A 26,346-nucleotide genomic window follows, 5' to 3' on the forward strand; every position below is an offset into this window, starting at 1 on the left:
GGGCTCAGCGCCTCGGGGCGCGCAGCGCGTAGCCGACGCCGCGGGCGGTGTGGATCAGCGACGGCAGCTCCTCGCCGCCGGCGCCGTCGAGTTTCTTGCGCAAGTAGCTGACGTACGTCTCGAGCACCCGGGCGTCGCCGCCGAAGTCGTAGTCCCACACGTGGTCGAGGATCTGCGCGCGGGTCAGCACGCGGCGTGGGTTGCGCAGGAAGTAGCGCAGCAGCCGGAACTCGGTGTCCGTCAGGTCGATCAGGTGCCCGCCGCGCGTGACCTCGCGGGTGTCCTCGTCCATCTCGAGGTCCTCGAACCGGAGCGTCGAGGACTCCTCGGTCGCCTGGCCGGTGCGGCGCAGGATCACGCGGATGCGGGCGACGAGCTCCTCGAGCGAGAACGGCTTCGTCACGTAGTCGTCGCCGCCGGACGTCAGGCCGCGGAGCTTGTCCTCGGTCGCGTCCCGGGCGGTGAGGAAGACGATCGGCACGTGGCTGCGCTGCGCCCCGAGCCGGTCGGCGACGTCGAAGCCCGTCATGTCGGGCAGCATCACGTCGAGGATCATGATCTGCGGGCGGAACGCCTCGACCTGGGTCAGCGCCTCGTCGCCCGTCCCGGCCGTGGCGACCTCGAAGCCCTGGAAGCGCAGGGCCATCGAGACGACGTCGACGATGTTCGGCTCGTCGTCGACCACCAGCACGCGGTGGGCAGGGGCGTCCTGGGTGCTCATGGGCGCAGCATCGCAGCCGTTCCTGGGGGAATGCTGGGGACGTCCTGTGAGCGGAGGCGTGCCAGAATCCGGGCGTGGCCTCCCCCGTCCAGCGCGCCCTGTCCTTCTTCGGGCTCGACAGGACCGATCCCGAGGCCCACGACCCGCGCCACGACCGGTCCCTCCTGCAGGTCCTGCTCGGCAACCTCCTCTTCGGCGTCGTCGCGGCGGTGGTGAGCAAGCTGCTGGGCAGCGACGCGGTCGAGGCCGTGATGTTCGGCGTGATCATCTACGTCGTCTTCCTCTGGTTCGACCTCCAGGCGCGGCGGAAGCGGCGGGAGGCCGACGCCGGCGGACGCGGAGCGGGACGGCGGCGGTAGCTCAGCGCCGGACCTCGTGGCCCGCGTCCGCGAGGAGCCCGGCCGCCTCGTCGACCCGACCGGCGGGGACGAGGACGAGGTCGGCGTCGAAGGTCGACGTCACGAAGACGGGGACGCCCGCCTCGCCGAGCGGGCGGATCACCGCCAGCAGCATCCCGGGGAGGTCGAGGTCGTGCCCGGCCTCGCCGTGGAACGCACGCCACGGCTCGTCCGCCGGCTCGCCCGCCCGTACGCGCCGGACGACGGTGACGCCGTCCGGTGCCCGGACGACGGCGACCCAGTCGTCGCCCGCGGGCGGCGCCGCGGTCCCGCGCTCGACGACGAGGACGTCGTCGAGCAGGCGGAGCGGCTGGACCGGCGGCGGCATCCGGCAAGCGTACGGCCGGACGCACCGGTGTCCCGGCAGCGGGTCGCCGGGACACCGGTGCCGCGGGCGGACGGCGTCCTCGGCCTAGGAGGTGCTGACCGCGTAGAGCGTGCCGCCGCTGACCGTGACCCCCGTGACGGCCTTGCCGTGCTGCTGCACCCACGTGGTCAGGTCGCTGGACCCGCCGCCGCCCGGGCCGCCGCGCCCGCCGCCGCTGGAGACGAGGACGTACTTCAGCTCGCCGGACCGCACCATCTGCGCGAGCTGGGCGACCGTCGGGCTGTTGTCGCTGCCGCTGAAGCCGCCGATCGTCACGACCGGCTTCCCCGTCTCGATGATCACGTCGGCCGTGGTCTGCGAGCCGCTGGCGGCGAACAGGTACTTCGCGGAGCCCTGGTGGGCCTCGAGGTAGCTGACGACCTCGTCGCTGACGGAGCCGCCGCCCATGCCGCCCCCGCCGCCGCCGGGCCCACCCTGGCCGGCCGCGGCGGACGCGGACCCGGTGCCGCCCGACGTCGTCGTGCCGGGCGGCAGCGCCGTGGACGACCCGTTGCCGGAGGCGGCCGAGCCGGAGCCCGCGGTGCCCGACGGGGCCGCCCCGCCGGTCGGCGCACCCGAGGGCGGGGCGCCCTGCGTGCCGGAGGGCGGGGTGCCCATCCGGCCGCCGGGCCCGCCCTGACCGCCGCCGCGCATGCCGCCGGGACCGCCCATGCCGCCCTGCGACGCGCTCGCCGGGCCGGCGAGGACGTTGTTGCCGTTCAGGGACCGGCCGGCGCTCGCGACCGCGTAGGACGCGGGGCCGACCGCGACGGCGAGGACGCCGGTGACCGCGGCGACGACCGCGAGCCGGCGCATCGCCGTCCCGGGCCGGCGCAGGCCGACCGACGCGAGGACGGCGAGGCCCGCGAGCACCGGCACCGCCACGCGGAGCCAGGGCTGGAAGTCGGCGGCGCGGCCGAGGAGCTCGACGGACAGCCACGCGGTGCCCGCGACGCCGACCGCCAGGGCGACGTGCGCGACGACGGACGTGCGGGCCGCGCGGAACAGGAGCACGAGGCCGACGGCGGAGAGCCCGGCGATCGCCGGGGCCATCGCGCTCGTGTAGTACGGGTGGAAGATGCCCTTCGCCGTCGAGAAGACGAGCGCGTGGACGAGCATCCAGACGCCGAGCAGCACGATCACGGCGCGGACCTTGTCCGTGCGGGGCGCCCGGCGGGTCAGCCAGAGCGCGGCGACGAGCGACAGCGCGGAGAGCGGCAGCAGCCAGGCGATCTGGGCGCCGACCTGCTCGTTGAACATGCGCCAGATGCCGGCGGTGCCGCCGAACGTCGGGCCACCGCCACCGCCGCCCATGCCGCCCTCGTTCCCGGTGATCCGGCCGAGTCCGTTGTAGCCGAGGATGAGGTTCCAGGCGGAGCCGTCGTCGGACCCACCGATGTAGGGCTTCGAGCCGGGCCACAGCGAGACCGCCGTCGGCCAGGCGGCCGAGACGACCGCCATGACGACGCCGGCGATCGCGAGCTGCCGGATCCGCGTGAGGAGCTTCGGCGGGCCGGCGAGCAGGTAGACCGCGCCCAGTGCCGGGACGATCATCCAGCCCTGCAGCATCTTCGTCATGAAGGCCAGGCCGACGAACACGCCCGCCCAGACCAGCCACGTCGTCCTGCCGCCCTCGACGGCGCGCATCGTGGCGTACGCCGACGCGACGAGCAGGAGGATGAGCAGCGCATCCGGGTTGTTGACGCGGCCGATCGCGACCGTGATCGGCGTGATCGCCAGCAGCGCCGCGGCGAGCAGGCCGGCGGCGGCCGCGGCGGAGCTGCCGAGCCGGTCCTGCAGCGCGCGGCGGACCGTGGCGTGGAGGAGCCCGACCGCGGCGACCGTGCAGAGCGCCTGCGGCAGCAGCATGGTGAAGCTGCCGAAGCCGAGCACGCGGGTCGAGAGGCCCATGAGCCAGATCGAGAGCGGCGGCTTGTCGACCGTGATGAACGAGCCGGGGTCGAGCGACCCGAAGAACAGCGCCTTCCACGACACCGACGCCGACTTCACCGCTGCGGCGTAGTACGTGTTCGAGTAGCCGTTCCCGGAGAGGTTCCAGAGCAGCAGGAGCGCGGCGCCGGCCAGGACGGCGAGCAGCGTCGGACGGATCCACGCCGGATCGCCCTCGCGGCCGCGGACGAGGGTCTGCAGGCGGCCGCGACCGGATGCGTCGTCGCCCAGAGCCGCCGGACCGCCGCCACGGGTCGTGGTCGCGTCCGGCGCGGGGGCGTCGACGGGCCGTCCCGGCGGAGGCGTCGCTCCGGCGGGGTCGTCGGCGGTCCGGGGCGGGGTCGCGACGGCGAAGCGCCGCTGGCCGCCGAGCGGCGTGGTGCGCGGTCGGCGCGGACGGCCGCGACCGGGAAGGACGGAATCGAACATGCGCGCCACGATCGAGGACCGCCGTGGGCGGCCCGTGAGCGTTCGCTGGGAAGGCGCTGGGAGCGCCGGGACCGCGGTCAGCGCTTGGTGATCACGACCGGGGTGCCGGGCCGCACGAGGTGCGCCAGGTGGCGGGCCGCGGAGTTGTCCAGGCGGATGCAGCCGTGCGAGCGGGCGGTGCCCAGCGGATCACCGAGCGCCGCGGGACCGCGGCCGTGCAGCGCGATCGTGCCCGGGCCCCCGCCGTAGTCGTCGAGCACCTTCGACCGGGCGGTCAGGTGCATGGCCAGGGGCCCGATGAACCCGGTGGGGTCGCGCTGGCGCTGGATCTCGTAGATCGCGAACCGGCCCGTCGGCGTGGGCGTCGCCTTCGCCCCGACGACCGCCCGGAACCGCGAGACGACGCGGCGTCCGCGCAGCAGCTCGACCCGCCGGGCGTTCAGGTGGACCCGGATGATGTACGCGTTGGTGCGGACGATCGCGGCGCTGGAGAGGATCCAGCCGGTCCGGCCGTTCGGCCGGCCGGGCAAGAGCACCCGCAGCCACTCGCGCCCCGTGTCGTCGATGCGGCGCTCGAGCACGAGCAGCCGGACCGAGTTGCGGATGTGGGTCGTCAGCGGGCGCAGCGAGGTCCGGATCCCCGAGCTCAGCCGCGGCGCGAACCGCACGCGGGTGGTCCGGGTCAGCTGCGCGTTGCGGGACGGCCTGGTGGAGTCCGACCACGCCCACGGCCCGTCGCCGGGGAAGGCCGGGTTCCGGACGGGCGCGGCGGCGCCGGGGGTGGGTGGGGCCGGGGTCGTCGTCGTGGCGGACGACGGTGCGGTCGTGACCGTCCTGATCGACGGGGTCCGCGACGTCGTCGTGCTCGACAGGGTCGCCGTCGTCGTGGCCGGTCCGCGACCGGCCGGCGCCCCGGCGACGGCCGTGGCCGCCGTCCCGACGACCATCGCGCCGCCGGTCAGCGCGATCAGGGCCGGACCCGACCCCGGAACGCGGCGACGCCGGGGACGCGGTGCGTTCCCCGGCGTCGCCGGCCGTTCGCGGGCCCCTCGCGGGGCCCGAGGAGCGGAGTCGGTCACCCGGTCACGCCGCCGTTGCCGGAGGTGCCGGGGCCCGGGAGGACCCGCACGGAGCGGGTGGCCTTCTTGCTCAGCTCGTTCGGGGCGATGACCCGCACCGAGTTCTTGAGCGTCTTGGACTTCGTGGCCCGCTCGGCGCGGACGGTCACCGTGAACGTCCGCGTCCTGCCGGCACCGAGGGAGCCGATCGTGACGCACGCCTTGCGGCCCGTGACCTTCAGCGGCGAGGCCTTCTCGAAGACGAGGCCGCGCGGGAGGGTGTCGCAGACGGACACCTTCTTGACGGTCTTCTTCGTGAAGTTCTTCACCCGGATCGTGAAGTTCACGCGGGAGCCGCCGCGCACCGACGTGGCGGACGCGGTCTTCTTCACCGTCAGCGACGAGGCGAGGCGGCGCACCGAGGTGTCCGCGACGTCCGACTCGGCCGGGACCGCCGGGCTGCCCGTCGCGACCGCGGTGGCGGCGTTGTCGAACTTGCCGGGCGTCGTGACCCGCAGGGCGACGGTCACCTGCGCCGTCGCACCGGGCGCCAGATCACCGAGGTCGCAGGTGATCGGGGCCTTGGCGGAGCACGTGCCGACCATCGGCTTGACGGACACGAGCGTGGCGGCGCGGGACGGGACGTCCGTGACGCGGACGGCCCTCGCGACGCCTTGGCCCTTGTTCGTGACCGTGATCCGGTAGGTGAGGATCCGGTTCACCTCGACCGTCTTGTTGATCAGCACCTTGTCGATCGTCAGGTCGGCCTGCGGCTCGGCGGCCGGCGGGTTCGCCGGTGCCGGGTCGATCGCCAGCGGCGTCTCCGCGGAGGTGTTGTCGGCCGGATTGGCGTCGGGATCGCTCGCCGCCTGGACCGATGCGGTGTTGACGACCGTCCGGACCTGGTCGGCCCGGACCCGCAGCAGGATCTGGGCGCGCCCACCCGAGGCCACCGTTCCGAGGGCGCAGCGCACCGTGCGGCCGGAGACCGAGCAGTCGCCCTGGGTCGTCGTGGCCTGCAGGAGCGTGACGCCCTCCGGCAGCGTGTCCGAGACGACCGTGCCGTTCGCCTCGTTGGGTCCGCGGTTGACGACGTCCAGGGTGTAGATCGCCTCACCGCCGACGGGCACCCGGCCCGGCGTCACCGACTTCGTGATGCCGAGGTCGATGAGACGGCCGATCGTGGTCGACGCGGTGGCGTTGTTGTTCCCCGGCGCCGGGTCGGGCGTCGCGGACGAGATCGTCGCCGGGTCGGCCAGGGTCGTCCCTGCAGCGGCGGGGTCGACGACGCCGGTGAAGACCAGCGGGATCGAGGCTCCGTCGGCGAGCGTCGGACGCGCGCAGGTGATGAACTGCCCCGCGCGGGTGCAGTCCGCGGCCCCGGTCGTGATCTGCACGTTCGAGACGTTGTCCGGGATCCGGACGGTGAACGTCGGCGAGGTCGCCGGGCTCGGACCGTTGTTCCTGCCCGTCACCGTCCAGGTGACCGTCTCCCCGACGGACGCGCTGGCCGGCGCCGTGTTCGTGACCTGGAGGTCGGCGCTCGGCGCGACCGTGACGTCCGCCGTCTTCGGCGGGTCGTTCTTGTTGATGTCGACCGCGACGGGATCCGTCGTCGTGGAGACGACGCTGTTCCTGATCGTCGTCCCGGCCGCCGCGTTCGTCGGGCGGACGGTGATGGTCCGGGTCTCCGACGCGCCCGAGGCGAGGGCACCGATGTTGCAGGTGACCGTGCCGGCGACGTTGGAGCAACCCGCGCCCGCGCCGACGAACGTGGTGTTCGTCGGGAGGGTGTCGACCAGCTGCACGCCGGTGGCGTCGTTCGGCCCGTCGTTGCGGATCGTCACGTCGAACGTCGTCGCCTGGTTCGGCGCGACCGTCGTGTCACGCGCGGTCTTCGACAGGACCAGCTTGTAGCGGCGGCCGATCGGGGTCTGCACGATGGCGGTGTTGTTGCCGAGGTTCGGGTCGGCCGTGGCCGACGAGATCGTCGCCATCGCCGTCGCGGTCTTGCCCGCCAGCGGCTCCTGGACGACGCCGCGGATCGCGGCGATGTCCGTCTGCGCGTTCGCGAACGGGCCGGTGACGGTGCAGGTCACGACCTGGCCGCTGACCGAGCAGTTCGGTGCGGTCGTCGTGATGTTCCCGATGCCCGCGGGCAGCGTGATCGAGTAGGTCGTGCCGATCGCCGGGTCCGGGCCGTTGTTGCGGGCCGTCAGGGTCCAGGTGATCGGGTCACCGACGTTCGCCGAGGCGACGTCGGGCACGTTCGTGATCGCGAGGTCGGCCGCGGCGACGAGCGGGAGGCGCGCCGTCGAGCTGTTGTTGCCCTGGAACGGGTCGTCCGTGTCGCTCGTGACCGTCGCGGTGTTCACCGCGGTGCCCGACGAACCGGCGGCGACCTTGACGACGAAGGTCCGGGTCGCGTTGCCGCCGGCGGCGATGGTGCCCATCGGGCAGCTCACCGTCTGGCCGACGTTGGTGCAGCCGTCGGTGCTGCTGTCGAAGGTCAGCGACGCCGGGAGGATGTCCGTGGCGCGGGCGTTGACCGCGGCGCTCGGGCCGGCGTTGTCGGCCCGCAGCGTGACGGTGGCCGTCCCGCCGACGCCGACCGCGGCGTTCGTCGAGAAGGACTTCGCGATGCCGAGGTCGGCGACGGCGCCGATGGTGGTGACCGCCGTCGCGGTGTTGTTCGCCGTGTTCGGATCGGCGGTCGTCGAGTCGGCGGACGCCGTGTTCGTGACCAGGCCACCGGCCGCGGAGGTGCCGGTGATGGTGACCGTCGCCGTCGCGCCCGAGGCGAGGGACGCGCCGGTGCAGGCCACGCGGGCGGTGGTCGTGTCGCAGGTCAGACTCCCGGCACCCGACGCCGCCACGTTCGTGACGTTGAAGTTCGCCGGGACCGGATCGATCAAGGTGATGTTCTGCGCGGTGTCCGGGCCGTTGTTCTTCAGCGTGAGCGTGAAGTCGTACGGCGTGCCGGCAGCCGGGGAGGCCGCCGGGGCGACCTTCGTGAGGACCAGGTCGGCGCTCGGCGCGACGACGAGCTGGGACGACGACGTGTTGTTCGCCGCGTTCGGGTCCGTCACCGGGCTGGAGACGGTGGCCGTGTTGGTGACGGTGCGGGGTGCGCCCGAGACGGTCGCGGTGACCGTGACCGTCGCGCCCTCGCCGCTCGGGATCGTCCCGAAGGTGCAGGTGATCGCGTTCGTGCACGTGCCGCGCGTGGACGTGACGTTCGTGACCGTCAGGCCGGCCGGGACGGTGTCCTGGAGCGTCGCGGCGGTCGCTGCCGACGGGCCGTCGTTGCGGACGTCCATCGTCCACGTCACGGTGCCGCCGGCGGTCGCCGTGGCCTGCCCGAACTTCTTGACGACGTCGAGGTCGGCGCGGTTCGTGCCGGTGCCCGTCGCGGTGCCGGTGTTGTTCGTCGTGTTGCTGTCGTTCCCGCCGGCCACGGTCGTCGTGTTCTGGACGGTGCCGGGCAGGTTGTCGGCCGCGGTGACGTCGACGATGATCGGCGGGTAGCCGGCCCCGGCCGCCAGCGCGTCGGAACGGGTGCAGGTGATGGTCGTGCCCGCGACGTTGCAGGTCCACCCGTTGCCGCTGGCGCCCTGGATGCTCTGGAACGCCGCCGGGTCCACCACGTCGGTCACGGTGACCGCCGGGGGGCTGCTCGAGGGGGCGCCGCCGGAGTTCGTGACGTTCAGCGAGAAGCGGACGGGCTGGCCGGCCGTGATCGCGCCGGACGTGACCGTCTTGGAGATCTGGAGGTCGGGGGCGCGGACGAGCGTCGAGGCGATGGGCGTCGGGACGTCGGTGAATCCGACGCCGCTGGTCGCGGCGCGGTAGCCGGCCTGCGCCTGGTTGTCGATGCGGGTGTTGTCGCCCACCCCGGCGTTCACCGTGACGTCGAAGGTCATCGTCGCCGTCTGGCCGACGGCGATCGTCCCGCCGGTCGTGCCGTTGCCGCCCGTGCCGGGCCGGAAGCGGACGGTGCGGTTCGCGGCGTCGTACTCGCCCGCGTCGGCGTCCGCCGCGTTCGTGATGGTCTGGGTCGCGCCCGGGCTCGTGATCCGCAGTGATCCGTCGACCAGCGTCGTGTTGCCCGGGAGCGGATCGTCGACGCGCATGCCGGCGGCGGCGTCGCCGCCCGTGTTCTCGTACGAGACCGTGTAGCGGAGCGTGTCGCCGGGCCGCGTGGCGCCGGTCGAGCGCGTGAGGTTCTGGACGGTCTTCCGCGGCGTGAACTTCGGCGCGTAGAGCTCCGTCGCGAGAGTCACGACGTGGGGGGCGAAGACGTCCTGCGTCGTGCCGAGCTTGATCGACGCGCTGGTGGCGCTGTTCCCGAGCCGGCCGGTGGCGTCGAAGATGTCGGCGTCGTAGCCGAAGGTGTTGACGTAGTCCGGGGTCATGCCGCTGCGCCGGACGCCGAGCGTGGTCTGCGTGCTGTTGAAGAAGTTGGTCGCCGGGTTCGCCGCGTCCGTGAGGTTCTGCCCGTTGAGCTGCGCGTAGTCGCCCTGGATGCCGTAGTCGCCCTCGTAGGCGATGATGCCGAGCTTCGTGTTGACCGCGCCGGTCGGGGGCGTGAGGAAGCCGGTGACGTTGATCGTCGGCTGGTTCGTCGTGTTGACGGTCTCGAAGCCGTCGAAGACCGAGAGGTTGCGCGCCGGCTCGTTCGGGTCCTTCGTGACGATCACGAGCGACCAGCCGCCGTAGGAGTCGTTCACCGTGGCGCTCGGCGAGGACGGCGAGAAGATCGGGATGCCGCCCGCCGTGTACACGCCTCCGCCGGCCGCCTTGACGATGCTGGTGACGTCCGCGAAGCCGGCGTACCCGTTGACGTGTCCCGGAGTGCCGTTGCCCACCGGGGCACCCTGGTCGAACTGGCTCGCGGCGACCGTCTGGAACGCGCCGCCCGGAGCGCGGAGCTGGATCGTCTGCGCCACGCTCGGGTTGGTCGTACCGCTCGTCGAGCCGGCGTCCCCGCCCCAGTAGAGGCCGGCCCAGAGGACCTGGGCGCCCGTGGGGAGGTTGAAGGTGGAGCTCGAGGAGTTCGCCGTGTTGCCGGAGCCGATGCCCGCGACGTTGACCAGCTGGTTCGGGACGAGGTTGTTGTAGAGGTTGTTCGTCCCGCCCCGGCCGGCCGGCTGGCAGGGCAGGCTGCCCGTGGCCGCCGACGAGACCGACCCGTCGGCGCACGTCGACAGCGTGTTGCTGACGTACGTGATGTCGCCGGTGTCGTTCGTCTGGAACCGGGGTGTGTTGAACGCGCGCGTCGCGGCTGATGCCTCGGCCGCGGAGACGCCCGCGATGCCCGCGACGAGGGTGGCGAGGAGCGCGAGGCGCCGGACGAGCGACCTCGAGCCTCGGGACCGGGTCGGGTCGGGATCCGCCTCGGGATCGGTGGACGGGTTGGACGGACGCATGGCCACACACCACGCACCTGGCTTCTTCATGGCGGCTTTATACCTCCGGTCCACCACGATCGGGGGAGAAATTGGGATCTGTCTCGGTTCTCCGCGATCGGGAGATTTCCGGTAGGGCTTGGGTGGTCGACGTGTGACGACCCTCCGGAGCGCGTGCACCGTCGACCGCCCGGACCCGCGAGGATTCGCGGATTCCCCGTGCCCATCGGACGTTCCCCCGACAGGTGGACCATGGATCGCGACGGCGGCGCGCGCCGCGCGCCGCAACCACGACCGGGCGCGAAGGTCGTCGAACGCGGGCGTTCCGCACCTGAAACGAGACGCTGCGACCCGTCGTCGGACGCCGCGCGGACGCGGACCGGCCGGACACCCATGCTCCACGCGGGGGAGGTCGGCGGGCCCTCGGACGGACGCGTCGCCCCTCCCCGGCATGCTTGTTCCGGGGCGGACGGTGCGCCCCGAGGGCCGCACCGACCGGTCCGGCCGACCGCGACGCGGCCGATCGCCACACCCGGGTGATACACCTTTTCACCGGGGTGATTCCGAGTCTTCGACCCCACCCATGCAGGCCCCGTGCACGGCGCGACGGCGACGGAAGGCGCGCGGCACCACCCCGCCCGCCCACACACTGAACCTCGACCTGACATTGATGCATTCGCCCCTCCGGCGCTACCGCCCACCGCGGTCTCCCGGAGCGCGGCCACGCCGTCCTCTGGAGCTCGCGTCGGCGGCGTGCCCGGAGGACGCGGACCGTGCCCGTCGCCCGCACGCCGCCCTGCTGGCGGACGTCGGCGCCGGGTCCGTCCGACCGACCCGGCGCGGGACCGGGCCCTGGCGCACCCGGGTCCTCGGCACCGAGCGGCACACGCCCCGTCAGCCCGCGGCGCGGATGGCGCTCGCGAGGCCCTGCAGGTCGTAGAGGCCGTCGACCGACGGGACCTGCTTGCCGACCTCCTGGACCAGCGCCATGATCTTCGTCGCGCCGACCCGGCCGCCGCTCGCGCCGCCGCCGCCCGGGCCGCCCTGGCCCGTGCTCGAGGCGAGGACCCAGCGGATGTTCCCGTTCTCGACCTGCTGGGCGAGCCACTCGGCGGTGACCGCGCTCTCGCTGCCGGAGAAGCCGCCGATCCCGGCGACCTCCACGGTCGACGACCCGGTGCCCGACAGGATCGAGGCCGCCGCGCTGCTCTGGCTGGAGACGCCGATCGTGCCGCCGCCCTGGGTCGCCGCGTACGTCACCGCCGCGGTGAGCTCGGTCGAGTTGCCGCCGAACATGCCGCCGCCACCCATCCCGCCGCCGGGGCCGCCGTTCGTCGCGCCACCGGTCGTCCCGGAGGAGGTGCCCGTGGACGAGGTCGTACCGGGCGGGAGCGCCGAGGCCGAGGCGCCGGACGACGTCCCGCCGGCTGCCGACGACCCCGCGGGGGAGCCGGTGGCACCCGGCATCGCCGGGGGCGTGCCCATGCTCGACGTGCCGCCGGGGCCGCCCGCGCCGCGCATGCCGCCCCGCTGACCGCCGGGACCGCCCATGCCGCGCCCGCCGCCCGGACCGCCCATCCCCATGCCGGACGACTCGGGGCCGCCCGCGGGGAAGGTGCTCGAGGTCGCGTGCCCGAGGGTCTGGACCGCCCAGGCGCCCGGGGCCGTCAGCAGCAGCGCGACGATCGCCGCCAGGACCGCGTTCCGCGCCCGGGCCCCGCCGCGGCCGACCGCGAGGGCCAGCGACGCCAGGACGCCGCCGACGATCAGGACCGGGGCGATCCACTCCATGTCCGTCGCGCTGTCGTGGAGGACCACCAGCTCGGTGGCGACGCCGGCGAGGATCAGCGCCGGGCCGAAGGCACGGAGGACGATGCGGTCGGAGGCGGCCGTCCGACGTCCGGCGGCCCGGGAGGCCGGCGCCGCGTCGCCCGTCGACGCGTGGGCGATGGCCGTCGCCGACCCCGTGATGTCGGTCCCGGCGACACGGTCGCGACCGCGACCGATCCGGACCGCCCCGGCGCCCTGGGTCGCGACCGTCCCGATGCCGGCGCCGACCATGGCGGCGACGAACGGGGCGAGCAGCGACACGTAGTACGGATGGAAGATGCCCGCGGCGCGGGAGAACGCGACGGCGGTGACGAGGAAGGCGCCGCCCATCGCCAGCAGGAAGCCGGTGCGGGCGTCCGTGCGTCGCAGGCGGGTCAGGAGCAGGAGCCCCAGGCCCGCGACGAGCGCGGTCCCGATGAGCCAGCCGGCCTGACCGCCGAGCGCGGCGTTCAGCAGGCGGAACGGTCCGGCGTCCCCGCCGAAGACGCCGCCCATGCCGCCACCGCCGCCACCCATGCCGCCGGCGTTGCCGGTCGCCGCGGTCGCCGGCCCACCGGACTGCCCGAAGAGGCGGCCCAGGCCGTTGTAGCCGAAGATCAGCGACCAGATCGAGTTGTCGTTCGTGCCCGAGATCCACGGGCGCGACCCGGCCGGGGTCAACCACATGAGCATCGGCCAGGCCAGGCCGACGACTGCGGCGACGGCACCGAAGACACCGAGCTGGCGGACGGCCTTCAGGCGCCCCTGCGGCGCGATCCACATCCACGCGGCGACGATGCCGGGGACGATCGTCAGCGCGGCGGCCATCTTCGTCTCGAAGCCGAGGCCGATCATGAGACCGGACAGCGCGAGCCAGCGCGTCCTCCCGTCCTCGAGCGCCCGCACCAGGAACCACAGCGCGGCGACGGAGCAGAGGATCAGCAGCGCGTCGGGGTTGTTGTGGCGCGAGATCGCGACGGCGATCGGGGTCAGGACGAGTGCGAGGCCCGCGACGCCACCGGCGACGCGGCCGAAGACCCGGCGCGCGACGTCGTAGGTCAGGCCGACGGTCGCGACGCCCATCAGCGCCTGCGGCACGAGGTACGACCAGGTGTTGAAGCCGAACAGCCGGACCGAGAGCGCCTGGACCCAGAGGGCCAGCGGCGGCTTGTCGACCGTCTGGACGCCGGCGGCGTCGAACGAGCCGTAGACGAACGCGTGCCAGCTCGTCGACATCGACTTGACCGCGGCCGAGTAGTAGTCGTTGGCCTGGCCGTTGATGCCGAGGTTCCAGAGGTTCAGGACGCCCGCGAGGACGAGGAGCGCGAGGAGCTCGGGGCGTGCGCGCAGGGCGAGGGCGATCCGGGCGAGGCGGCCGCGGTCGGCGTCGTCGGTCGCGTGGGGGGCGGCGACCTCGTGGTCGTCGCCCGGGGCGACGGGGTCGTGGTCGTCGCCGGATCGGCGGCGCCAGGGGAGCGGCGGTGTCTGGGTGGCCATGAAGAGGTCTCGGGGTGGGGTTCGGAGGCGATGGGTCGGGGTGCGGCCCGATGTCGTGCGGTCACGATCGCCGGGGGACGCGGGAGCGCCCTGGGTGCGTCCAGGGCGATCGCTGGGAGGCGCGGCGCGCCCCCGCGGGTCAGCGGCCGGCGCGCTCGGCGACCGGTGCGACGGGGGGCCGGCGGGGGCCGGCCGTCGCCGCGTCCTGCGGTGCCGGACGCCCGAAGACCCAGAACCGCAGCGCGAGGTACCGCGAGACGGTCGCCAGGACGCCGGCGGCGACGAGGACGGCGAGCTCGACGGCGTGCCCGGGGGCCCGGTCGACGAGGTGCAGGACGCCCAGGGCACCGCTGGTCAGGAGCACCGTCAGGACGAAGACGGCGCCGCCCTGCGCGTGGTGCTTGACGAGGTTCTCGCGACCCTTCACGCGGAAGGACCAGCGGCGGTTGGCCTGGGTGTTGCCGACCGCGGTGATCGCGAGGGCCGCGATGTTCGCGACGGCGGCGCCGAGCTCCGGGCGCAGGACGAGGTAGAGGATCGCGTAGGCGATCGTGGAGACGACGCCGATCGCGAGGAAGCGCACGACCATCGATCCCGCCCACCCCGCGGCCAGGAGCCGCGCGACGCCCTTGAGGTCGTCGGTCGCGGTGCGGACGATGTCGACGGAGGAGTCGGGGTCGTCGATCCAGTCGACCGGGACCTCGTGGATCCGCAGGCCGTCGCGCTGGGCGAGGACCAGGAGCTCGGTGTCGAAGAACCACGCCTGGTCCTGGACCTGCGGCAGCAGCTGCTGCGCGGCGTCGCGGCGGATCGCCTTGAAGCCGCACTGGGCGTCGGAGAACCGGGCCTGCAGCGACATGCGCAGGATCTGGTTGTAGGCGCGGGAGATGAATTCGCGCTTCGGACCGCGGACGACGTTGGAGTCCCGCGCCAGGCGCGTGCCGATCGCCAGGTCGCTGTGGCCGGAGATCAGCGGGGCGACCAGGGGCAGCAGCGCGTTGAGGTCCGTCGAGAGGTCGACGTCCATGTAGCAGAGGACGTCGGCGTCGCTCGAGGACCAGGCGGCGCGCAGCGCGCGGCCCCGGCCCTTCTCGGCGAGGTCGAGCAGCTCGACGCCCGGGAGGTCGTCGGCCAATGCGCGGGCGACCGCGGCGGTGGCGTCGGTCGACGCGTTGTTCGCCACGACGATCCGCCACGGGAACGGGAACGCGGTGCTCAGGTGCTCGTGGAGCCGGCGGATCGAGCCCGGCAGCGCCGCGGCCTCGTTGTGGACGGGGACGACGATCTCGACGGCCGGGGGCGTGGCCGGCACGAGACCGTCGCGGCGGGCGGCGGGGAGGGTCGCGGAGGTCATGCAGCCAGGGTGCGCCCGGCCCGCGTGAGCGGACTGGGGCGACCCTGAGCGGAACCTGGGACCGTCGAAGAGCCGGCGAAGAGCCCGGCCCGTGATCCGGCCGCGGGCCGGTCCGGCGCTCTACGGCGTGGTGAGCGTGCCGTCCGGCGGGGTGGTCGTGTCCGTCCCGCCGTCGGTCGACGTTCCGCCCTGGCTCTGCAGCTGCGAGACCTGGTCCTCGAGGTCGGAGACCTTCGACTTCAGGTCGTCGATGGCGCCCGACTGGTCCGAGGACCCGGAGTCGGTGCTCGACGCCTTCTTCACGTCGCCCTCCAACTGGTCGACCTCGTCGGACAGCGAGGAGACGCTGCTCTTCGTCGCCCGGTCGCCGAGGCGGTCCTCGAGCTTCGTCACGCGGCTGCGCAGCGCGGCCGGCGTGCTGCCGCCGGTGCCCTCGTCGTCGCTCCCGCCCGTCGCCAGCGCCACGCCGGCGACGACGAGCGCGAGGACCGCCACGAGCGCCATCGCGGTGAGGAGGTTCCGGGTCGTGCGGAGCCGCTCCTCGAGCGTGGTCAGGCGGTGCTCGTCGGCGTCGCGCCCGCCGGGGCCGCCGAAGTCGCCGCCCCCGCCGCCGCCGCCGTAGTCGCCACCGCCGCCGTAGCCCCCGGGAGGACCCCCGCCGGCCGGACGGACGGGCTCCCTCGGCCGCGCCGGCACGGGCTCGCGCGGCAGTTGACGCGTGGGCGACTCGTCGTAGCTCATGCGGACGCCTTTACCCGTCCGGGCGGGGCGGCCACCGCGCGGTGGCCGCCCGTCAGCCGCCGGGGGTGCCGACCGCGAGGCTGCCGCCGCTGACGATCAGGGGCGTCGGCCCGCCGTGGCCGCAGCCCACCGTGGGGGCGAGCGCCACCGGGACCGGCGAGAAGCTGAAGTGCCCGAGGCCGCCGTCGGCGTCGCCGTCGACCGTGATCAGGACGCCGCCGAAGAGCGCGGCGACCGGGGCCGGCGAGGAGTCCTTCAGCGGGTAGTAGATCGTCGCCTGGTCGCCCGCGGCGTCCAGGCACGTCACCGGGCCCTTGAACTCGAACGGCACGAGGCCGCCGACGCCGATGATCGACGCCAGGGACCCGGTGGCCTTGAACTCACCGGAGACGACGCCGGCCGCGGTCCGCTTCGCGTCGACGGAGAACCCGATCGGCCCGGACTCCAGCGTGCCCTTCAGCGTCTGCGACCCGTCGGTGGTCCGCACCGCGTGGATGCCCCGGACGGTGTCGGCCGGAGCGGACGGACCGGTCGGGGCCGCGGTGGTCGGTCCGACGACCCGCACGTAGGTGCTGCGGCCGCCCAGCGTCACGCGGTAGTCCCCGGCGGCCGAGGTGCCGAGCTTCCGGCTGGTGGCGACCTTCCGGCGGACCGTCGTCCCGAAGCGCCCGTCGCGGCAGGTCGAGATCCGCAGCGTGACGGCCTTCCTCGACCGCCGGCTCGCGCCCGTGCGGACGAGCCGCAGCCGGACCGTCGCGCCGCGGGCGACGGTGATCGCGCGGCGCTGGACCCCGCAGACGGTCGTGGCGGCGGCGGTGCCACCCGACGCCTTCACGGTCGTCGCGGCCCCCGCCGGCGGCGCGACCGCGGCGAGCGTCCCGGTCGCGATGAGGATGCCGGCGACGCCCGTACGGCGCATGGAGCCCATGACCCACCATACGTCCGGCAGCCCCGACCGGACGCCCATCACACAAGGGCGTCGCCTCGAGAAACCTCCCGCGGCGCCCGTGGGCCGGATACCGTACGCCCCCGAACGGAATTGCAGCCCGAGGAGTGCATCGCGTGACCGACGTGCAGATCACCTACGTGGGCGGCCCGACCGTCCTGATCGAGGTCGGGGGGTGGCGGATCCTCACGGACCCCACGTTCGACCCGCCCGGCAAGCGGTACTTCTTCGGCTGGGGCACGGCGTCGAAGAAGCTCCAGGGCCCGGCCGTGGCGTTCGACGACCTCGGCCCGATCGACGCCGTCCTGATCTCGCACGACCACCACGGCGACAACCTCGATCCGACCGGCCGCGAGCTGCTGCCGCGGATGGGGCAGATCGTCACGACCGCGCCGGGCGCCAAGCGGCTGGGCGGCGATGCGCTCGGCCTGCAGCCGTGGCAGACGACGACGCTGGCCGCCGAGGGCAAGGAGGACATCGAGATCACGGCCACCCCGTGCCGGCACGGGCCTCCCGGCTCCAAGCCGATCGTCGGCGAGGTCGTCGGCTTCGCCCTGAAGTGGGCGGGGCAGGAGCACGGCGTCCTGTGGATCACCGGCGACACCGTGCTCTACGACGGGGTCCGCGAGGTCCCGAAGCGGCTCGACGTCGGCACCGTCGTGGTCCACATGGGCGGCGTCACGTTCCCGTGGCTGTCCGGCCCGCTGCGGTACACGATGAACGCCCAGGAGGCCGTCGAGCTCTGCGGCGCCCTGGACCCGACGACGATCGTGCCGATCCACTTCGAGGGCTGGAAGCACTTCCGCCAGGGCCGGTCGGCGGCGAAGACCGTGATCGGGGCGTCCCCGCTGGCGGGGCGCACGCGGTGGCTCGAGCCGGGGACCGCCGAGAGCATCGCGGTGTGATCGGGATCCCCGGAGGCGGCGGCGGACCGACGCCGCGGTGCGGGCGGGGCGCGTGAGCCCCGCCGGGCGCCCGGCCCTGACGTCCCCGGACGCCTGGGCCGCCGCGGCGCTGGACGACATCGAGGAGGCCGGGGTCCGTGGCCTGTCGGTGCAGTCCGTCGCCCGGCGGCTGGGCGTCAGCAAGGGCGGGCTCTACCACCACTTCGCCGACCGCCGGGCGCTGTTGCGGGCCGCGCTGGAGCGGTGGGAGCGCCGCCAGGTGACCGAGCTGTCCGTCCGCTTCGACGCCGTGGAGGACCCGCGGCGCCGGCTGCACGAGCTGCTCGTCTACGCCTGCGTCGAGATGGCGCCGACGGTGATCCTCCAGTTCATGGCCGGCGCGGAGGACCCGGACGTGGCGGCGGTGCTCGAGCGCTCCGCGGTCGCGCGCGTCGCGCACCTGCGGCGGATCTTCGTCCAGCTCGGCCTGCCCGAAGACCTCGCCCAGCACCGGGCGGTGATGGCCTACAGCCACTACCTCGGCCTGGCCCAGCTGCGGACCCAGACGCCGGAGGTCCTCGCCACCGAGGACCTCGTGCTCGAGCACGTCGCGGTGCTCGAGGCGGCCCTGCTGGCCGGGGTGCCGCCGGGTCAGTCCTGCGGGGTCGTGTAGGCCGCGATCGTCCGGTCCGCGCGCCGGCGGGCCTCGGCGGGGTCCGCCCCGCCCTGGACGTCGGCGTCGTGCCACGACTCGCCGCTGACCCGCAGGAACCGCAGGCCGTCGTCCTCCCCCGCCCACGCCGCCGCCTCGGCCGGGTCGAGCGCGCCGCCCGGCGAGAGGTGGAGCGCCAGTCCGAGGACCGAGAGGTCCCAGCCGATGCCCGTGGCGCCGGGGCCGTACTGCACCCAGGTGTCGTCGGCGGGATCGGAGTGGTGCTCGAGGACGAGGCGGGCGCGGTCGCCGCCCTCGGCCTCGACCCGCACGACGATCCGGCTCGTCGCACCGCCGAACTCCCAGGTCGCCGTGAACGTGCGCGGCGCGTCGCACGACTCGATCGTCCCGCCGGCGTTGCCCTGCAGCTGGTACCGGCCGCCCTCGGCCAGGCGGCCCTCGACGGGCAGGAACCAGCGCGGGATCCGCTCCGGGTTCGTGCAGGCGTCCCACAGGTCGTCGGCCGTGGTCGCGTACGACTGCTCGACCGAGAGGACGTGGACCTCGCCCGACGCGGTCGTGCGCCGACCGACCCGGCGCTCCACCGCGTCGATCTGCTCCGTGACGTCGATCATGGGGTTCCCGTCCTCCTCGTCGTGGTCCGCGCCGGCGCCCCGCCGGCGCGGCGGGCGGGCCGGCGACCGCGGACCCGGCGGCGACCGGCGCCCCGATCCTGCCGGATCCGCCGTGCCCGCGTCTCGGCGGGTCGGCCGCATCCGCCGCCCGCCGCCCGCCGCTCGCTGACCGCCCGCCGCTCCTGGACAGGGCGCTTCCCAGCGGCGACGATGGCCCGGTGGCTCTCGACGTCGCCACCACCCTCCCCCGCCCGGAGCTCGCCGGCCACGTCGGCCGGCTCTCGGGCGTGCGGTCGAGCGGAGCGCCCGAGCGGCGCACGGAGCCCGCGATCCCAGGAACCGCGCTGATCCTGGCGCTCGAGCACGAGTGGCGGATCGGCGCGGCGCCGGATGCGCCGCTGCGCCGCCGGCGCTCGTTCGCGGGCGGGATCGCCCTCGGGCCCGCGGCCTCGGAGCACGCCGGCGACGTCCACGTGCTGCAGGTCGATCTCACGCCGCTCGGGACCTCCTCGGTGCTCGGCGTGCCGGGCGCGGCGCTGGCGGGCGAGGTCGTCGCGTTCGAGGACGTCGTCGGGGAGCGCACGGCGGCGGAGCTCGTCGAGCGCCTGGCGAGCACCGCCGGGTGGCCCGGGCGCTTCGGGCTGATGCAGGACTGGCTCGGCCGACGCGTCCGGGACGCCCGTCCCGGACGCCCCGACGTCGCCTGGGCCGTCGGGCGCCTGGACCGGACCGGCGGGCTCCTCCCGATCGACGAGCTGCGCCGCGAGCTCGGGTGCTCACGGCGCCATCTGGCGGCGCGGTTCCGCGAGGAGGTCGGCGTCGGCCCGAAGGCGTACGCCCGCCTCGTCCGCTTCGACCGGGCCCAGCACGCCCTGCGGGAGCGGCCGGACCCGCTCGCCGTCGTCGCGGCGGCCCACGGGTTCAGCGACCAGGCGCACCTGACCCGCGAGGTGCGCGCGTTCGCCGGCGTGACCCCCACCGCGTTCCGGACGCAGGCGCTTCGGTCGACGGCGGACGGGATCCCCGGCGACCGCGGCGAGGCCGGCCCCGGCGACCCGGTCACGTCCGTTCAAGACGCGGCCCGGCAGCGGGCGTAGCGTGGCGCCCATGACCTTTGTCGTCCCCACCCTGCGCATCCGCGACCGTGCGACCCTGCAGCACTGGATCGACGCGTTCGGCCTCGAGCTGACCGCGGTCTTCCCGGAGACCGGGGAGCTCGTCGACCACGCCCAGCTGCGACTCGGCGACGGATGGGTGATGGCCGGCTCGGTGCGCGAGGACGGTCCCGGCCAGCCGCCCGGCACCGGCGCGATGTACTGGGTGCTGCCCGACGCCGCCGCGGTCGACGCGCTGCACGAGCGGGCCGTCGCCGCGGGCGCTGAGTCGACGCGTCCGCCGAACGACCCCGAGTACGGCGGACGCGAGTGCTCGCTGCGCGACCGCGAGGGCAACCTCTGGTCGTTCGGCACGTACGCGCCGGGGGCCGCCGGGTGAGCACCGAGGCGGACGTCCGCGAGCTGGCCCTCGCGCTCCCGGAGACGGTCGAGAAGCCGTCGTACGGGACGCCCGGGTTCCGGGTGAAGGACCGCCTGTTCGCACGGATGTGGGACGGTGAGGACGACGTGCTCGTCGTCTGGACCGGCGGTCCCGAGGAGCAGGAGGGCCTGGTCGCCGCGGACCCCGGCCGCTTCTTCACGACGCCCCACTACGACGGGCACCCCCACGTCCTGGTCCGCCTGGGTGCCGTGGACCGCGAGGAGCTGGCCGGCCTGCTCGAGGACTCGTGGCTGCTCCGCGCGCCGAAGCGGATGCGCGAGGCGTTCGAGGCCGACGCGGGCTGACCGCGCGCCGCACGGGGGGCGCCGGCTGAGCCGGGCGGCGCGGGACGGGGCGGAGCCGGGCGGGGTGCCGGGGTCAGCCCGCCGCGTCCTCCGTCGGCCGCTGGACCAGCCGCGCGATCATCTCGGTCGTCGGGGCCCGCAGGTCGCGGACCGCGTCGGGACCGTCCTCGGCGGCGCGCAGGACGAGCTCGTTGATCGCGCCGACGACCGCGAGCGAGAGCGTGGGGTCGAGCGAGCGGGCGGACGGGTCGATCTCGGAGAAGACGTCGCTCATCCACGCGATCGCGACGGAGAACCGGTCGAGGATGTCGCGGCGGACGAGGCGTCCCTCGGGACCGGCGGACGCGATCTCCAGGAGCGACATGCGCTCGCCGGCGGACGCTGCTGCCATCTCGCCCAGGTACGTCGCCATGAGGAGGGAGAGCCGTTCGCGCCAGGGGGTCGTGCGGTCCTGGCCGAACAGCTCGCGGGCCAGCAGGGTCAGCAGCCGGTCGCTGAGGTCGGAGTACAGCCCGATCAGCGCCTGGTCCTTCTCGGAGAAGTGGTCGTAGACGGTCGTCCGGGACACGCGGGCGGCCGCCGCGATGTCGGCGATCGTCGTCGCGGCGTACCCCTTCTCGGCCAGTGCGGTCGCGAGCCCCGCCAGGATGCGCGCCCGGTTCTTGCGGGACCGCTCACCTGGATCGGGGGACGACGCGGACGCTGACACGGTGCGGATCGTCCCAGACCCCGGCCTCCACCGGGAGCCGACCGTCAGGGATTCGCCGCTGGTGGGACCGGATCGGGACCACCCGGGTGGCCGGCGCCTACGTCGTCGGGGCGGTCGTCGACGACGAGGACGACGACCCGCCCTGCGCCGGCGGCGTGCCCTGGGCGCCGGACGGGGGCGTCCCGCCCTGGCCGCCCGACGGCGGGCCGCCCATGCCGCCGCCCGGCCCGCCCGCGCCGCCCGGACCACCGGTCGGCAGGACGTCGGCGAGGGCCGTCCTCACCTTCGCGGCGGTCGTGCCGAGCTGCTTCGCGATCGCCGCGTACATCGCCGTCCGCGGGTCGGTGCCCGAGCCGCCGGCGGACCCGGAGCCCGGCTGCGCGCCGCCGGCCGTCGGACGTGACGGGCGGGCGGCGGTCAGCGCGGCCTGGAGCTCCGTGCTGGTGACGCCGAGCTCCTTCGCCGCCGCGGCGAGCTTCGTCGTGTCGAGCGCGCCCGGCCCGCCACGGCCCTGCGTCGCGCCCTGGCCGGTGGTGCCGGTGCCCTGCTGGGTGGTGGCGGTCCCCGGCTGCGCGGCCGCCGCGTTGGTGGTGTCGTCGCCCGACGAGCTGCCGCAGCCGATGACGCCGAGAGCGGCGGCACCGGTGACGAGGATCGAGGCGAGCGTCTTCTTGGTGCGGTTCATGTCGCCACGATCCCGTCACCGGCTGGGAGCACCCTGGGTGGCGTCTGGGCGCTCACGGAGACCGCGTGACGCGGGTGACGAGGGCCCGGGCGGGCAGGCACGGATCCAGGGACGAGGCGACGAGCGCAGGCCCTGGTCGGCGCCGACGCCGACGCCGACGCCGACGCCGACGCCGACGCCGACGGCACGATCGGCACGATCGGCACGAGCCCGGCCCCGGCGCGGCCGCGTTCCGGCCGTAGTCCTGGTCCGCATGCGCACGGGGATCCGTCGTCCCCGCGACGAGTATTCCTGGAACTCGCGATCGTGAGATCCAGGAATACCCAGGCAGGAAGTACGACGTTCCGGGGCGTCGGTACGAACGCTGGAGGTCGTCGGCGGGGCACCGGCGACCGCCCGCCTCCGCGGTTCAGCCGCGGGCGCGCAGGCGCAGCGCGAGCGCCGGGCAGGCCTTCGCCGCCCGGCGGGCGTGGTCGCGCAGGGCCGGGTCGGACGCCTCGTCGAGCACGATCGGGAAGCCCCAGTCGTCGAGCACGATGCCCTCCGGGAAGAGCTCGGCGCAGAGGCCGTGGCCGACGCACGCGATCGGGTCGAGGGCGAGCGCCGGCGCGGCCTCGCGGTCCGCTGCCCGCCTCATGCGGCCACCGCCCCGGCGCGACCGTGCGCGGTCGCCGCCGCCCGCCCCGTGCCCGCGCAGGCCGCGCACCGTCCGTGGTGCGCGTGGTCCTCTAGGTCGACGGCGAACAGGCGGGCCGCGCTCGCGATCATGCGGACCGTGCCGGTCGGGTGCGCGCAGGCGCCCCGGCCGTCGACCATCGCGGTCCAGCGGTGCAGGAGCCGCAGGTCGTCCGGCGTGCCGTCGCCGTCGGCCAGGCGCACGAGCACCCCGGCGATCGCCGCGAGACCGTTGACGCACGAGCCGCACTGCCCCGCGGACTGGCCCGACATCCACGACGCGAGGCGCGCCACGGTCCGCACCGGGCACGCGGACGCGCCGAGGGCGATCACGACGCCCGCGCCGACGGACGCGCCGTGCGGCCGGAGGTCGCGGTCGGTGAGGGCGGGCCGGGCCGCCCCGTCGATCCAGGCCCCGAAGTATCCGCCGACGAGGAGCGCGCGGACCGGCTCGCCCGGGCCGCCGGCGAGCCGGAGGACGTCGTCGACGGGGACCCCGACCGGGACCTCGTGGACGCCGCGCCGTGCGACGGCCCCGGACACGGAGACGAGCGTCGTCCCCGGGCGCTCCGGGGTGCCGACCGCGCGGAACCAGTCGGCGCCGTGCCGGACGATCAGCGCCAGGTGGGCGAGCGTCTCGACGTTCTGGACGAGGGTGGGGCGGCCGTCCAGGCCGCGCTCCGCCGGGCGGGGCGGGGCGAGCCGCGGCACCGGCGGACGACCCTCGACGTGGGCGAGGACGGCGGTCTCCTCCCCCGCGACGTAGCCCTCGGCGGCGGCGACGAGCCGGATCGCCGGCTCGTCGCGGGCGGCGCGGTCGTCGATCGCGCGGGCGACCGCGTCGTGGGTGGCGGCCGGGGCGACGACCACGACCTCGCCGGCCCCGACCACCCGTGCGGCGGTCACCGCGCCGTCGAGCACGAGGTGCGGCTGGCGGCCGAGGAGGAGGCGGTCCTTCGAGGAGGCGGGCTCGCCCTCGGTGCCGTTGACCACCACGAAGGGGCGCCGCGAGCCCGCGACCGCGGCGAGCTTCCGGGCGGCCGGGAACCCGGCGCCGCCGCGACCGCGCAGGCCGGCGGCCGTCAGCACGTCGACGAGCGCGTCGGCGTCGCCGCGGCCGAGCACCGGCAGCGCCCCGTGGACGGCGCGGTGGTGCGCGAGGTCGGTCGTCCCGTGCGGGACGGCGGCGGACAGCAGGCGGGTGGTCATCGGCGGACCTCGCGGTCGTGGGAGGTGAACGGGGCCGGCGGGACGGGGACGAGCGGCGGTCCGAGGGGGACCGTCTCCCGCCCGGCGAACGGCATCGCGGTCCCTGCCGATCTCGGCGTCCCCGCGGGCATCGCGGTCCCGGCGGGCACCGTCGGGGCCAGCGGCGCAGCGACCGGCCTGGGCGCCAGGGTCAGGCGCGCCCAGACGGCGGCGGCGACCGTTGCGGCGCAGGCGACGGACAGCCAGAGCATCCAGCCGGTCGTGCCGACGTCGGTGCCGATCCCCAGGCCGTGGGCCATCGCGACCGGCCAGCAGACGTAGGTCGCCCAGTGCACGGCGCGCCAGGCGCGGACGCCGATGCGGTCGCGCAGGACGCTCGTGACGATCACCGCGATCAGCAGGTCGAACGCGAGGGTGCCCAGACCGAGCCAGAGCGGGTGGTACGAGCCGACGAACGGGACGACCGCGTCGACGAGATCGATCTGGACGTAGCCGTCGATCACGTTCGTGGCGATGTGGATCGCCAGGACGACGAGCACCAGCAGCGACGTGGAGCGATGCAGGTGGTCGACGACGAACCGCGGGGTGCGCCGCGGCGCCCAGCGGCGCTCGTTCGCGATGCCCAGCGCGATCGTCAGCGTCAGCAGCACGAGGGTCACGGCGCCGGTGGCGCGCGACAGGTACCAGAGGGTCATCAGGCGGCCTCGGCGCGGCGGCGGTCGGTCGTCGGTCGGGCGTGCGGGGTGACCGTGGCCGGGTCGGTGTCGAGAAGCCCCTCGCTCGCGCCGTCACGCGGGTCGGCCGGACCCGCGGCGCGGGCGGCAGCCACCCCGTCCTGTGCATCCGCGTCCGCCGGCCAGCCGCCGACCGTGGTCACGCGGCCGTCCGCGGCGACCAGGCGCGCGGCGACCCCGGCGCGCCGGAGCGCCTCCGGCGCGGCCGTCCCGAGGACGAGCGCCGCGGTGCTCCAGGTGTTCGCGGCGACGCAGGTGGGCGCGGCGACGCTGACGGTCCGCCAGACGACGTCGACCGGGGCGCCGGTGCGGGGGTCGAGCACGTGGTGGACGTCGCGGCCGCCGCGGCGCCAGCGACGCGCGGTCAGGCCGGACGTGGCGATCGCGCCGCCGTCGATCGCGACGACGTGCTCCGGGCGGCGCTCGCGGTGGTCGTCGGCGATCCCGATCGCCCACCCGCCGCGCGGCGGTGTCCCGGCGACCGCGACGTCGCCGCCGAGGCTGACGAGGACCCGCCCGCCCGGGACGGCCCGCAGCCCGGCGGCCGCGGCGCGGTCGGCGGCGAGCGCCTTCGCGGTCGCGCCCAGATCGAGCGCGACGCCCTTCGGCAGGACGACGGTCCCGCCATCGCGGTCGACGACGATCCCGTCGATCCCGGGTGCGGGCCGGGGCGCGAAGGCCGGGCCGTCGGCGGGCGCGCGGTGCAGGTCGCGGGCGTAGCCGGCGGCGACCATGGCGCGCCCGACCGTCGGGTCGACCGCGCCGTCCGTGCGCCGGGCGGCGTCGAGGGCGACCTCGATCGCGGCCAGGAGCAGCGGCTCCGCCGGGCGCGGGCCGTCCCACGCCGCGGCGTTCAGGCGCGACAGCCCGGAGGTCTCGCGGAACCGGCTGCACGCGCGGTCGATCGCGGCGAGCTCGCGCTCGACGGCGACGCGGGCGGCGAACAGCCGGGCGGACGGGGCGACGACGAGCTCGACGGTCGTCCCGAGCGCGCGCCAGCGGGTCAGGGCGGTCATGACGCCCCCGAGGTGACGGAGGAGCCCGAGCTCGTGGACGACGGCGCGCTCGAGCTCGAACTCGAGTCGGACGACGACGTGTCGGCGCTCGAGGTGTCGGCGCTCGAGGAGTCGTCCGTGGTGCCCGAGGAGGTCGGGTCGCCGGACGACTCCGTGGTGCCGGAGGACGTGTCGTCGGCGGAGGTGTCCGCCGTCGAGCCGGCGTCCGAGGAGCCCGTGGTGCTCGACGACGTGCTGTCGGTCGCGTCCGCGGCGCCCGACGACGACGTGCCCGAGGACGTCGCCGCGTCGCTGGTGGTCGAGACCGTCGCGCCGGTGGCGGCGGTGCTCGAGCTCGTGGTGCCGGCCACCAGGACGCTGAGACCGAGGACGAGCGCCGCGGCGCCGCCGGCGAGGGCGGTCGTGAGGCGGCGCGCAGTGCGCCGGCCGCGGTCGCGGACGGCGCCCGGCCGCTCGCGGTCGGCGTCGCCGGGAGCGGGTCCCCGGTCGACGCGGGTCGTGGGGTCGTCGGGCGGCTCGCGGAACATGGGGACACCATCCGCCCGGGTCCTCCGGGGCCGCTCAACGCCGGCTGGGGATTTCCCGAGAGCGGGTCGGCCCCGCAGGACTTCGACCCGTCCGATGCGAC

General features: G+C 75.2%; 23 protein-coding genes. 6 read left to right on the top strand and 17 right to left on the bottom strand.

Annotated features, from left to right (window positions below):
- Positions 1-4: 4 nt before the first annotated feature.
- Positions 5-721 carry a response regulator transcription factor gene (locus PATMI_RS0101710; RefSeq protein ID WP_026909618.1) on the bottom strand — a complete coding sequence of 239 codons (717 nt, stop codon included), beginning with the start codon at positions 719-721 and terminating at the stop codon, positions 5-7.
- A gap of 74 nt (positions 722-795) precedes the next feature.
- On the opposite strand from PATMI_RS0101710, the gene PATMI_RS0101715 reads away from it, so the two are divergent.
- Positions 796-1,080: a hypothetical protein gene (locus PATMI_RS0101715; RefSeq protein WP_026909619.1), complete on the top strand. Its 285-nt coding sequence runs from the start codon at positions 796-798 to the stop codon at positions 1,078-1,080.
- A gap of 1 nt (position 1,081) precedes the next feature.
- Here the strand turns inward: PATMI_RS0101715 and PATMI_RS0101720 are convergent, their stop codons facing one another.
- The 8 genes from PATMI_RS0101720 to PATMI_RS33625 form a co-directional block, all read right to left on the bottom strand.
- Positions 1,082-1,447: an ACT domain-containing protein gene (locus PATMI_RS0101720; protein WP_026909620.1), complete on the bottom strand. Its 366-nt coding sequence runs from the start codon at positions 1,445-1,447 to the stop codon at positions 1,082-1,084.
- An 84-nt stretch (positions 1,448-1,531) separates the two neighbouring features.
- Positions 1,532-3,865 (bottom strand): mannosyltransferase YkcB-related protein, encoded by a 2,334-nt coding sequence (locus PATMI_RS26525; RefSeq protein WP_051470923.1) that lies wholly within the window; start codon positions 3,863-3,865, stop codon positions 1,532-1,534.
- 77 nt (positions 3,866-3,942) lie between these two features.
- Entirely contained in the window at positions 3,943-4,812 is an 870-nt protein-coding gene (locus PATMI_RS33620; protein ID WP_051470924.1) for a L,D-transpeptidase, read from the bottom strand.
- A 128-nt stretch (positions 4,813-4,940) separates the two neighbouring features.
- Positions 4,941-10,382 carry a CARDB domain-containing protein gene (locus PATMI_RS0101735; RefSeq protein WP_169738310.1) on the bottom strand — a complete coding sequence of 1,814 codons (5,442 nt, stop codon included), beginning with the start codon at positions 10,380-10,382 and terminating at the stop codon, positions 4,941-4,943.
- An 843-nt stretch (positions 10,383-11,225) separates the two neighbouring features.
- Positions 11,226-13,637 carry a glycosyltransferase family 39 protein gene (locus PATMI_RS26535; RefSeq protein WP_051470925.1) on the bottom strand — a complete coding sequence of 804 codons (2,412 nt, stop codon included), beginning with the start codon at positions 13,635-13,637 and terminating at the stop codon, positions 11,226-11,228.
- A 139-nt stretch (positions 13,638-13,776) separates the two neighbouring features.
- The gene (locus tag PATMI_RS26540; protein WP_051470926.1) at positions 13,777-14,991 is read right to left on the bottom strand and encodes a bifunctional glycosyltransferase family 2/GtrA family protein; all 1,215 of its coding nucleotides are present in this window, start codon (positions 14,989-14,991) and stop codon (positions 13,777-13,779) included.
- A 120-nt stretch (positions 14,992-15,111) separates the two neighbouring features.
- Positions 15,112-15,732, bottom strand: a complete 621-nt coding sequence (locus tag PATMI_RS0101750; RefSeq protein WP_157260566.1) for a hypothetical protein — start codon at positions 15,730-15,732, stop codon at positions 15,112-15,114.
- A 52-nt stretch (positions 15,733-15,784) separates the two neighbouring features.
- The gene (locus tag PATMI_RS33625) at positions 15,785-16,660 is read right to left on the bottom strand and encodes a hypothetical protein (RefSeq protein ID WP_051470927.1); all 876 of its coding nucleotides are present in this window, start codon (positions 16,658-16,660) and stop codon (positions 15,785-15,787) included.
- A gap of 134 nt (positions 16,661-16,794) precedes the next feature.
- Here PATMI_RS33625 and PATMI_RS0101760 point away from each other — a divergent pair, with 134 nt between their 5' ends.
- Both PATMI_RS0101760 and PATMI_RS26550 read left to right on the top strand, forming a co-directional pair.
- A complete protein-coding gene (locus tag PATMI_RS0101760; RefSeq protein ID WP_026909623.1) occupies positions 16,795-17,583 on the top strand; it encodes an MBL fold metallo-hydrolase in 789 nt (262 codons plus the stop codon).
- A gap of 52 nt (positions 17,584-17,635) precedes the next feature.
- On the top strand, positions 17,636-18,235 hold the full coding sequence (locus tag PATMI_RS26550; protein WP_036726649.1) for a TetR/AcrR family transcriptional regulator: 600 nt from the start codon (positions 17,636-17,638) through the stop codon (positions 18,233-18,235).
- On the opposite strand, the gene PATMI_RS0101770 is transcribed toward PATMI_RS26550, so the two are convergent.
- Entirely contained in the window at positions 18,214-18,849 is a 636-nt protein-coding gene (locus PATMI_RS0101770) for an SRPBCC domain-containing protein (RefSeq protein WP_026909624.1), read from the bottom strand. The two genes, PATMI_RS26550 and PATMI_RS0101770, sit on opposite strands and share 22 nt — an antisense overlap.
- Positions 18,850-19,067: 218 nt before the next feature.
- Between PATMI_RS0101770 and PATMI_RS33630 the strand changes: the two genes are divergently transcribed.
- From PATMI_RS33630 to PATMI_RS0101785, 3 genes are read left to right on the top strand one after another with little or no spacing between them, the layout of a single operon-like run.
- Complete coding sequence (locus PATMI_RS33630; RefSeq protein WP_051470929.1) at positions 19,068-19,946, top strand: helix-turn-helix domain-containing protein; 879 nt, start codon at positions 19,068-19,070, stop codon at positions 19,944-19,946.
- A gap of 10 nt (positions 19,947-19,956) precedes the next feature.
- Positions 19,957-20,343 (top strand): VOC family protein, encoded by a 387-nt coding sequence (locus tag PATMI_RS0101780; RefSeq protein ID WP_026909625.1) that lies wholly within the window; start codon positions 19,957-19,959, stop codon positions 20,341-20,343.
- Positions 20,340-20,690: an MmcQ/YjbR family DNA-binding protein gene (locus PATMI_RS0101785; RefSeq protein WP_026909626.1), complete on the top strand. Its 351-nt coding sequence runs from the start codon at positions 20,340-20,342 to the stop codon at positions 20,688-20,690. Before PATMI_RS0101780 ends, PATMI_RS0101785 begins: the two co-directional genes overlap by 4 nt.
- Positions 20,691-20,763: 73 nt before the next feature.
- On the opposite strand, the gene PATMI_RS0101790 is transcribed toward PATMI_RS0101785, so the two are convergent.
- From PATMI_RS0101790 to PATMI_RS0101820, 7 genes are all read right to left on the bottom strand, one after another.
- Positions 20,764-21,399: a TetR/AcrR family transcriptional regulator gene (locus tag PATMI_RS0101790; protein ID WP_026909627.1), complete on the bottom strand. Its 636-nt coding sequence runs from the start codon at positions 21,397-21,399 to the stop codon at positions 20,764-20,766.
- A 97-nt stretch (positions 21,400-21,496) separates the two neighbouring features.
- Positions 21,497-22,084, bottom strand: a complete 588-nt coding sequence (locus PATMI_RS37125) for a hypothetical protein (RefSeq protein ID WP_026909628.1) — start codon at positions 22,082-22,084, stop codon at positions 21,497-21,499.
- 409 nt (positions 22,085-22,493) lie between these two features.
- Positions 22,494-22,721 (bottom strand): ferredoxin, encoded by a 228-nt coding sequence (locus PATMI_RS26560; RefSeq protein WP_026909629.1) that lies wholly within the window; start codon positions 22,719-22,721, stop codon positions 22,494-22,496.
- Positions 22,718-23,968, bottom strand: coding sequence for an NADH-ubiquinone oxidoreductase-F iron-sulfur binding region domain-containing protein (locus PATMI_RS26565; protein WP_051470930.1), 1,251 nt, complete (start codon positions 23,966-23,968; stop codon positions 22,718-22,720). The genes PATMI_RS26560 and PATMI_RS26565 overlap by 4 nt, the downstream gene beginning before the upstream one ends.
- A complete protein-coding gene (locus PATMI_RS26570) occupies positions 23,965-24,663 on the bottom strand; it encodes a ferric reductase-like transmembrane domain-containing protein (RefSeq protein ID WP_084269483.1) in 699 nt (232 codons plus the stop codon). The genes PATMI_RS26565 and PATMI_RS26570 overlap by 4 nt, the downstream gene beginning before the upstream one ends.
- Positions 24,663-25,718 (bottom strand): FAD:protein FMN transferase, encoded by a 1,056-nt coding sequence (locus tag PATMI_RS26575; protein WP_084269485.1) that lies wholly within the window; start codon positions 25,716-25,718, stop codon positions 24,663-24,665. The genes PATMI_RS26570 and PATMI_RS26575 overlap by 1 nt, the downstream gene beginning before the upstream one ends.
- On the bottom strand, positions 25,715-26,245 hold the full coding sequence (locus PATMI_RS0101820) for a hypothetical protein (protein ID WP_026909630.1): 531 nt from the start codon (positions 26,243-26,245) through the stop codon (positions 25,715-25,717). Before PATMI_RS0101820 ends, PATMI_RS26575 begins: the two co-directional genes overlap by 4 nt.
- Between the last annotated feature and the right edge of the window lie 101 nt (positions 26,246-26,346).

Origin of the sequence: Patulibacter minatonensis DSM 18081 (genome assembly GCF_000519325.1) — a bacterium.
Lineage (GTDB): Bacteria > Actinomycetota > Thermoleophilia > Solirubrobacterales > Solirubrobacteraceae > Patulibacter > Patulibacter minatonensis.